The sequence below is a fragment of the Micromonospora sp. KC207 genome, from assembly GCF_004348615.1.
Taxonomy (GTDB): domain Bacteria; phylum Actinomycetota; class Actinomycetes; order Mycobacteriales; family Micromonosporaceae; genus Micromonospora.
Window position 1 is genome coordinate 1 of record NZ_SMKJ01000311.1, and the last position, 7636, is coordinate 7636.

5 protein-coding genes and 2 tRNA genes are annotated in these 7636 nt (G+C 71.8%); 5 read left to right on the forward strand and 2 right to left on the reverse strand.

The genetic code is table 11. The features are described 5' to 3' along the window. A partial coding sequence (locus E1258_RS27525; RefSeq protein ID WP_165949917.1) for a zinc-dependent metalloprotease occupies positions 1-1177 on the reverse strand: 1177 nt, incomplete at its 3' end. A 182-nt stretch (positions 1178-1359) separates the two neighbouring features. Between E1258_RS27525 and E1258_RS27530 the strand changes: the two genes are divergently transcribed. The 5 genes from E1258_RS27530 to E1258_RS27550 all read left to right on the forward strand — a co-directional run bounded on the left by E1258_RS27530 (position 1360) and on the right by E1258_RS27550 (position 6279). Beyond that, the gene (locus E1258_RS27530; protein WP_207919747.1) at positions 1360-2373 is read left to right on the forward strand and encodes a PDZ domain-containing protein; all 1014 of its coding nucleotides are present in this window, start codon (positions 1360-1362) and stop codon (positions 2371-2373) included. Between the two features lie 109 nt (positions 2374-2482). Next, a complete protein-coding gene (locus E1258_RS27535) occupies positions 2483-5461 on the forward strand; it encodes a UPF0182 family protein (RefSeq protein WP_243715730.1) in 2979 nt (992 codons plus the stop codon). 72 nt (positions 5462-5533) lie between these two features. Further along, positions 5534-5607 (forward strand) — tRNA-Met (locus tag E1258_RS27540). Positions 5608-5765: 158 nt separating this feature from the next. After that, positions 5766-5839, forward strand: a tRNA-Met gene (locus E1258_RS27545). A 191-nt stretch (positions 5840-6030) separates the two neighbouring features. Further along, entirely contained in the window at positions 6031-6279 is a 249-nt protein-coding gene (locus E1258_RS27550) for a hypothetical protein (protein ID WP_132406246.1), read from the forward strand. Positions 6280-6322: 43 nt separating this feature from the next. Here the strand turns inward: E1258_RS27550 and E1258_RS27555 are convergent. Further along, positions 6323-7636 (reverse strand): ABC transporter substrate-binding protein (locus tag E1258_RS27555; protein ID WP_132406248.1); only part of this gene is annotated, 1314 nt, incomplete at its 5' end.

A 7636-nucleotide genomic window follows, 5' to 3' on the forward strand; every position in this document is an offset into this window, starting at 1 on the left:
GTGCCTGCTCCTGCGGGCCGCCCGGGGCGGTGAAGTCGAAGTTGGCCAGCTCGTCGTCGAGGTCGAGCCGCGTCGTGGCGAACGCCACCGGGTCGGTGAAATCGTCGTCCGAGGGCAGCAGGTCCGGGTGGCCCCAGACGGCGTCCCGGCCGGCGTTCCCCCGGTGCTCGGTCAGCGCCGCCCACAGGGCCGCCGCCTCGCGCAGCCGGCGCGGTCGCAGCTCCAGCCCGACCAGCGCGGCAAACGTCTGCTCGGCCGGCCCGCCCGCCGCCCGCCGGCGGCGGAACGCCTCGCCGAGGCGTACCACATTGGGCAGACGCTCCCCGGCCGCGTCGTCCACCACGTGGCAGACCCAGCCCTCCACCAGGGCGAGCGCGGTCTCCAGCCGGGCCAGCGACGCCTTCTGCGCGGGGGTGTCCTCCGGGGTGAAGATGCCCTCCAGGGCGATCGCCTGCATCGACTCCGGGTCGGTCGGGTCGACCCGGCCCATCGCCTCCTCGATCGCCTCCCGGTTGACCCGGATACCCGAGGCGTACGTCTCGACGGCGCTGAGCACGTGCCCGCGCAGCCACGGCACGTGCTCGAAGAGCCGCTGGTGCGCCGCCTCGCGCAGGGCCACGTACAGCCGGACTTCGTCCTCGGGCAGCTCCAGGCCCTGTCCGTACGCCCGGATGTTGGCCGGGATCAGCGCGGCCGTGCCGGCCGGGCCGAGCGGCAGCCCGATGTCACCGGCGGAGAGCACCTCCGCGGCGAGCGAGCCGAGGGCCTGACCGAGCTGTCCGCCGAAGAGCGCGCCGCCCAGCGTCGCCACCATCGACTGCATCGGGCCGAGCTGGGCGCGGGCCTCCGGCGGCACGAGGTCGCTCATCGCCCCGACCATCCGGCTGGCCACCGGGTCGCAGAGCTTGCGCCAGACGTCGAGGGTCTTGTAGATCCACTCGTTCCGGTTCCAGGCCACCGAGGTGCGGATGCCAGTCGGCCAGGCGGTAGCCGGCTCCAGCCAGAGGTCGGCCAGGCGCAGCGCCTCCTCGACCGAGTGGCGCTCGTAGGGCGAGGCCGCCGGGTCTCCGGTGGCGGCGAGCTGGCTGGCGGCCACCTGCCGGGCCAGGTCCCAGTTGACCGGTCCGCCGCCCTGCGCCGAGAGCAGGTGCTGCAACTGCGACATGAACTGCTGCATCGCCGCGGGATCGTTGGGGTCTGGTGGTTGCCCACCCGGGAGCGCGAAACCGAACGGAATATCAGGCACGACGTCTACGGTACGCGGGCTGCGCCCCAGGTCGCCGCCGCTGGCGTTGCGCTGAGGGCGAAGTCCCTGTCACCGTCGAGGTACCCACCCGGGGGCTCGGTACGCTCACCGTCATGAGACGTCGCGGCGTGACCGTCCTCGTGGGTGCCCTGCTGACCGCCCTGCTCAGCTTCGGCGTGCTCAACGCGCCGATCCCGTACGTGGTGCTCGGCCCCGGTCCGACGGTCAACACGCTCGGCACCGTGGACGGCAAGGAGGTCATCCAGGTGACCGGGCGGGCGACGTCCACCTCCGCCGGCCAGCTACGGCTGACCACGGTCGGGGTGCAGCCCACGGTGCGGCTGCGTTCCGCGCTGGCCGGCTGGTTCTCCGCCGACGAGGCGGTGGTGCCGCGCGAGCTGGTCTACCCGCCGGGGGAGAGCCAGCAGGAGGTCGAGCAGCGCAACGAGGAGGACTTCCGCAACTCCCAGACCAGCGCCGAGACGGCCGCGCTGCGGGAGCTGGGGTTCCCCGTCCAGGTGCTGGTCAAGACCGTCACGGCGGGTGGTCCGTCGGACGGGGTGCTCTCCGCCGGCGACATCGTCACCTCGGTCGACGGCAAGCCGGTGACCAGCGCCGGCCGGCTCACCGAGCTGATCCGCGCCAAGCCGGCCGGCAGCGGCCTGACCGTCGGCTACATCCGGGCCGGCGCCGCGGCCACGGCGCGGATCACCAGTCGGGAGTCCGACGGCCGGCCGCGGATCGGGGTCGAGATCGACCAGCAGCAGCCGCACCCGTTCACCCTCTCCATCGACCTGGGCGACATCGGCGGGCCGAGCGCCGGGCTGATGTTCGCCCTGGGGATCGTGGACAAGCTGCAGCCGGCCGACCTCACCGGCGGGATGGTCATCGCGGGCACCGGCACCATCGACGACGAGGGCCGGGTCGGTCCGATCGGCGGGATCGCCCAGAAGCTGGTCGGCGCGAAGGACTCCGGGGCCAAGGTGTTCCTGGTGCCCGAGGCGAACTGCGCGGAGGCGGTCCGCAACCCGCAGCCTGACCTGCCGTTGCTCAAGGTGGGGTCGCTGGACGACGCGCTCGCCGCCCTGGAGACCCTCCGCGCCGGGGGTCAGCCGACCCGCTGCTGACCCCCGCGCCAGCTCGCGTGACCATGGGCCGACGCTTTCAGGAACACCCCGTACTCTGGGGTGCCTGGTCGGAGCCGATCACATCGAGCGTGCGGAGCCAACAGTGGTCATGCGTAGCAGCCCCCTGCCGAGGATGAGCCGGCGCGGACGCGTCACCATCGGTGTCCTGGTCGGGGTGTTCCTTCTCTTCACCCTCCTCGGTTGGGGGGTGCAGGCGTGGACGGACTGGCTCTGGTTCGACGAGGTGCGGTACACACAGGTCTTCTCCGGCATGCTCGCCACCCGGCTGCTGCTCTTCCTCGTGATCGGCCTCGCGATGGCGCTGATCGTCGGCGGCAACCTGTGGCTGGCGCACCGGCTGCGCCCGAAGCTGCGGCCCCACTCGCTGGAGCAGGCCACCCTGGAGCGGTACCGGATGGTGCTCGGCCCCCGGCTCGGCCTGTGGATCAGCCTGGTCGCCCTGGTGGTCGGCCTCTTCGCCGGGCTGTCCGCGCAGAGCAGGTGGAGCCAGTGGCTGCTGTTCCGCAACGGCGGCGAATTCGGCGTCAAGGACCCGGAGTTCGGCGTCGACGTCGGCTTCTACGTCTTCCAGTTGCCGTTCTGGCGCTACCTACTGGGCATCGGCTTCACGGCCGTGGTGCTCGCCCTGCTCGGCGCGCTGGCCGTGCACTACATCTTCGGCGGCGTGCGGCTACAGGGCGTCGGGGATCGGATGACCAACGCCGCGCGGGCCCACCTGAGCACGCTCGTCGCGGTCTTCGTCCTGCTGAAGTCGGTCGCGTACGTGCTGGACCGGCGCACCATGCTGCTGGAGTACAACGAGGGCGCGAAGCTCTACGGCGCCGGGTACTCCGACATCAACGCGCTGCTGCCGGCCAAGGAGATCCTCGCGTACATCTCGGTCGTGGTCGCCATCGCGATCATCGTCTTCTCCAACGCGGTGATGCGGAACCTGGTGTGGCCGGGCATCTCGCTGGCGCTGCTCGGCGTCTCCGCCGTCGCCATCGGCGGCATCTACCCGTGGGCCGTGCAGACCTTCGAGGTCAAGCCGAGCGCCAAGGACAAGGAAGCCCCGTACATCGAGCGGAGCATCAACGCCACCCGGGCGGCGTTCGGGCTGGCCGACACGAAGACCCAGCCGTACGCGGCGAGCAACCTGGTGCCGCCGGCGAGCCTGGGCACCGACGCCTCCGTGGTGCCGAACGTCCGGCTGCTCGACCCGCAGCTCGTCTCCGAGACGTACACCCAGCTCCAGCAGGTCCGGGGCTTCTACGACTTCGGGCCGAAGCTGGACATCGACCGGTACGCGGTGGCCGGCAAGACCTCCGACTACGTGGTCGGGGTCCGGGAGGTCAACTACGGCGAGCTGACCGACCAGCAGAACACCTGGATCAACCGGCACACCGTCTACACCCACGGCTACGGGCTGGTGGCCGCGCCGGCCAACCATGTGGTCTGCGGCGGCCAGCCGTACTTCGTCTCCGGCTTCCTCGGCGAGAAGACCCAGGAGGCGTGCTCCGCGCAGATCGAGCAGATCCCGGCCACCCAGCCGCGCATCTACTACGGCGAGCGGATGGAGCCCGAGGACTACGCGATCGTCGGCCAGGCGAACCCGGAGCGCAACGCCGAGTTCGACCGGCCGACCCAGACCGGTGGCGAGCAGTACTACACCTACACCGGCGAGGGCGGCGTCGAGATCGGCTCGTTCACCCGCCGGCTGCTCTACGCCATCAAGGAGCAGGAGTCGAACTTCCTGCTCTCCGAGGCGGTCAACGAGAACTCAAAGCTGCTGTACGTGCGCAACCCCCGGGACCGGGTGGAGAAGGTCGCGCCGTTCCTCACCCTCGACGGCGACCCGTACCCGGCGGTGGTCGGCGGCCGGGTGCAGTGGATCGTCGACGGCTACACCACGGCCGCGACCTACCCGTACGCGGAGCGGGTCAACCTCCAGGCGGAGACCACCGACGAGCTGACCGGCCGGGGCACCTTCCAGCTCGCCCGGGAGAACGTCAACTACATCCGCAACTCGGTCAAGGCCACGGTCGACGCGTACGACGGCACGGTACGGCTGTACGAGTTCGACCAGACCGACCCGGTGCTCAAGGCTTGGAACAAGGCGTTCGGCGGGGACCTGGTGCTGCCGAACGACAAGATCCCGGCCGAGCTGCGAGAGCACTTCCGGTACCCGGCCGACCTGTTCAAGGTGCAGCGCAACCTGCTGACCAAGTTCCATGTCACCGACCCGGGCGACTTCTACTCGGCCCAGGACTTCTGGCAGGTGCCGAACGTGCCCGACAACCCGGACGGCGGGCAGAAGCAGCCGCCGTACTACATGTGGACGCAGTTCCCGGGGCAGACCGCGCCGCGCTTCCAGCTTACCTCCGCGGTCACCCCGAACGGCCGGCAGAACCTCGCCGCGTTGATCTCCGGCTCGTATGTGGACGGCAAGCCGCAGCTCGAGGTGCTGGAGTTGCCGGACCAGACCCGGATCTCCGGGCCGGTGCAGGTGCACCAGCAGATGACCAACAACGCCAACATCCGGCAGCAGCTGAACCTGCTCTCCTCCAACCAGGCCCAGGTGCAGTACGGCAACCTGCTGTCGCTGCCGTTCGGCGACGGGATGCTGTACGTCGAGCCGGTGTACGTCAAGAGCAACCAGCAGGACGCGTACCCGCTGCTGCAGAAGGTGCTGCTGTCCTACGGCGACGGCGGGTCGTACGTGGTGCTGGCCAACAATCTGACCGACGGCATCAAGCAGCTCGTCGACCAGGGCAAGCAGGCAGCCGAGGGCGGGACCCCGCCCACGACCGGCGGCACCCCGCCGTCGGGCGACGGGACCGGTGCCCCGCCGATGACCGGCGCGCTGGCCGAGGCGGCGGCAAAGGTGCAGGCGGCCATCACCGAGGTCAGGGCCGCGCAGGCGTCCGGCGACTTCGAGCGGTACGGCCAGGCGCTCAAGGCCCTGGACGAGGCGATGACTGCGTTCCAGCGGGTTCAGCAGGCCGCCGCCCCGGCCTCGCCGTCGCCGTCGGCCTCGCCGAGCGGCGGCTCCGCCCCGCCGTCGCCGTCGCCTTCGGCGGGGGGCTGACCAGCGGTTACGCCCGGAGACGTGGGCCGTTTTGCGGCCGGCCGGGGTGGTGCGCTACGGTTAACGAGTCGACGCGGGGTGGAGCAGCTCGGTAGCTCGCTGGGCTCATAACCCAGAGGTCGCAGGTTCAAATCCTGTCCCCGCTACTCGTTCGGAAAGGCCCCGGAGTTCGCTCCGGGGCCTTTCGCGTGGGGTATCCATGGGCCTCTCGCATGACCTTCTGGGTGGCGGCGGCTGCCGTCCCGGGGGCTTCCGGGGGGCCGCTGATCTCCGTCGCCGGGATGCGATAGGCTGTAGAAGCCGACGCGGGGTGGAGCAGCTCGGTAGCTCGCTGGGCTCATAACCCAGAGGTCGCAGGTTCAAATCCTGTCCCCGCTACTCGTTCGCAAGGGCCCCGGAGTTCGCTCCGGGGCCCTTCGCTCTTCCTCATCCTGCCCCACCTTCGCTCCTCCCCGCCTCCTGCCCTTTTTCCGGCCCCGGCGGGGGCTTCCAGCCGCGAAAGCGAGTGCCGTCCGGGAATCCTGGCCGTCCTGCGTGCCCCGCTTGCGCACTTCGGCGAGGATGGGGGCATGTCTACGTGGAACAAGTGGTGGGGCCGGCTCGGCGCGGTCCTCGGTGCGGTCGTGCTGTCGGTCTTCGTCCCGGTCGCGGCCTGGGCCTCCACCGGCCCGGGGGAACTCGTGGTGGAGGCCGCCAGGCGGCGGTCGCGGGGCGGCTTCGGCGTCCTCAGCCTGCTGTGCTGCCTGGTCGTCGTCGGCGGGATCGTCCTGTTGGTGGTGCTGCTCATGCGCAACCGGCGCAACCGTCCACCGCGCTGACCCACTCCGGGCCGGCGGTGGCGATCCCGGCCGGCCGGGCGGTTCACGAGGAGAGGGCGGCCTCGGCCTGGGCGACGAACCGGGTGGTGGCCGCGCGGACGCCGGCCCGGCCGGAGCGGACTTTCTCGGCCGTCTCGACGAGCAGGGCCCGGACCCGGGCGTGCCCCTCCGGGGGCGGCTCGGGGGCCGGGCCGAGCTGGTCGGCCAGGGCCTCCGCGAGGGCGGCGGCGGCCCGCTGCCCCGCGTCGGTCAGGTTCTTTCGCACGTGGCGGCGGACGGCGAGGTCGGGGTTCACCCCGCGCTCGTGGCCGAGGGCCAGGCCGGCCTCCGTGTTCGTGGTCAGGAAGTGGATCACGTCAGCCACCACAGCGGGGTGCCGGGTGCCCCGGAAACCCGCCCAGTACATCGAGGCCCGCGCCCACTGCGCCGCCGGTGGTCCAGGAAACGCCGCCAGCGCCAACTCGTCGTCGGTCTGGCGCTGGAACTCGGGAAACTGGTGGGCCCAGGCGAACGACGCGGCCGTGTGGCCGGTGACCACCAGCTGCCGGATCGGCTCACCGCTGTCGGCCTGGTCCACCAGGGCGGCGCCCGGGGTGGCCCGCAGGGCCCCCGCGTTCTGCCACAACTCGAACCAGTCGACCAGATCGCCCGCGCCGAAGCCGAGCTGCCGGCCCTGGTACAGCTCGCTGCTGCGGGCCCGCAGCCACAGCCAGAACGCCCGGTAGTCCCCGGACGGGTCCATCGTGCCGGCCACCCGGCCGTCGGCGACCCGGGTGACCCGCGCCGCCCAGTCGACGTAGGCGGGCCAGGACATGCCGGTGCGGGGCTCCGCGACGCCGAGCCGGCGCAGCAGGCGGCGGTTGTAGACGAGGGCGGCGCTGGTCTGGGCGGCGGCGACCCCCACAGTGCGGCCGTCCACCTCGCCGTAGCGGGCCAGGCCCGCCGGGAGCCCCCGCAGGTCGAGCCGTTGGTCGGCGACGTACCCGCTGAGGTCGAGCAGGATGTCCCGCCGGGCGTACTCGGCGAGAACGGTGTCGTCGACCTGGATCAGGTCGGGCACGTTGCCGCCGGCGGCCTGGGTGGCCAGCCGGTCGTAGTAGCCGGGAAGGCCCTGCCAGGTGACCCGGAAGCTGACCCGGTTGTCGCTGGCGGAGTAGAGCCGCAGCGCCTTCTCGGTCAGCTCCGCGCGGGCGGCGGTGCCGTACCAGAAGACCGAGAGCTCGACCGGCCCGTCGTCTACGGGCCGGTCCTCCTCCCGCCTGCCGCAGCCCGTCAGGCCGCCCGCCGCGAACGGTGCCCCGAGCACAGCCCCGAGCAGCCGCCGCCGATCCGGGTCCAGGCCGGCGCGGGGGAGCGG

Excerpts from the sequence above, each read along its gene's own strand:
- E1258_RS27530 (WP_207919747.1), top strand. The coding sequence starts at position 1,360 with ATGAGACGTCGCGGCGTGACCGTCCTCGTGGGTGCCCTGCTGACCGCC.
- E1258_RS27535 (WP_243715730.1), top strand. The coding sequence starts at position 2,483 with ATGCGTAGCAGCCCCCTGCCGAGGATGAGCCGGCGCGGACGCGTCACC.
- E1258_RS27550 (WP_132406246.1), top strand. The coding sequence starts at position 6,031 with ATGTCTACGTGGAACAAGTGGTGGGGCCGGCTCGGCGCGGTCCTCGGT.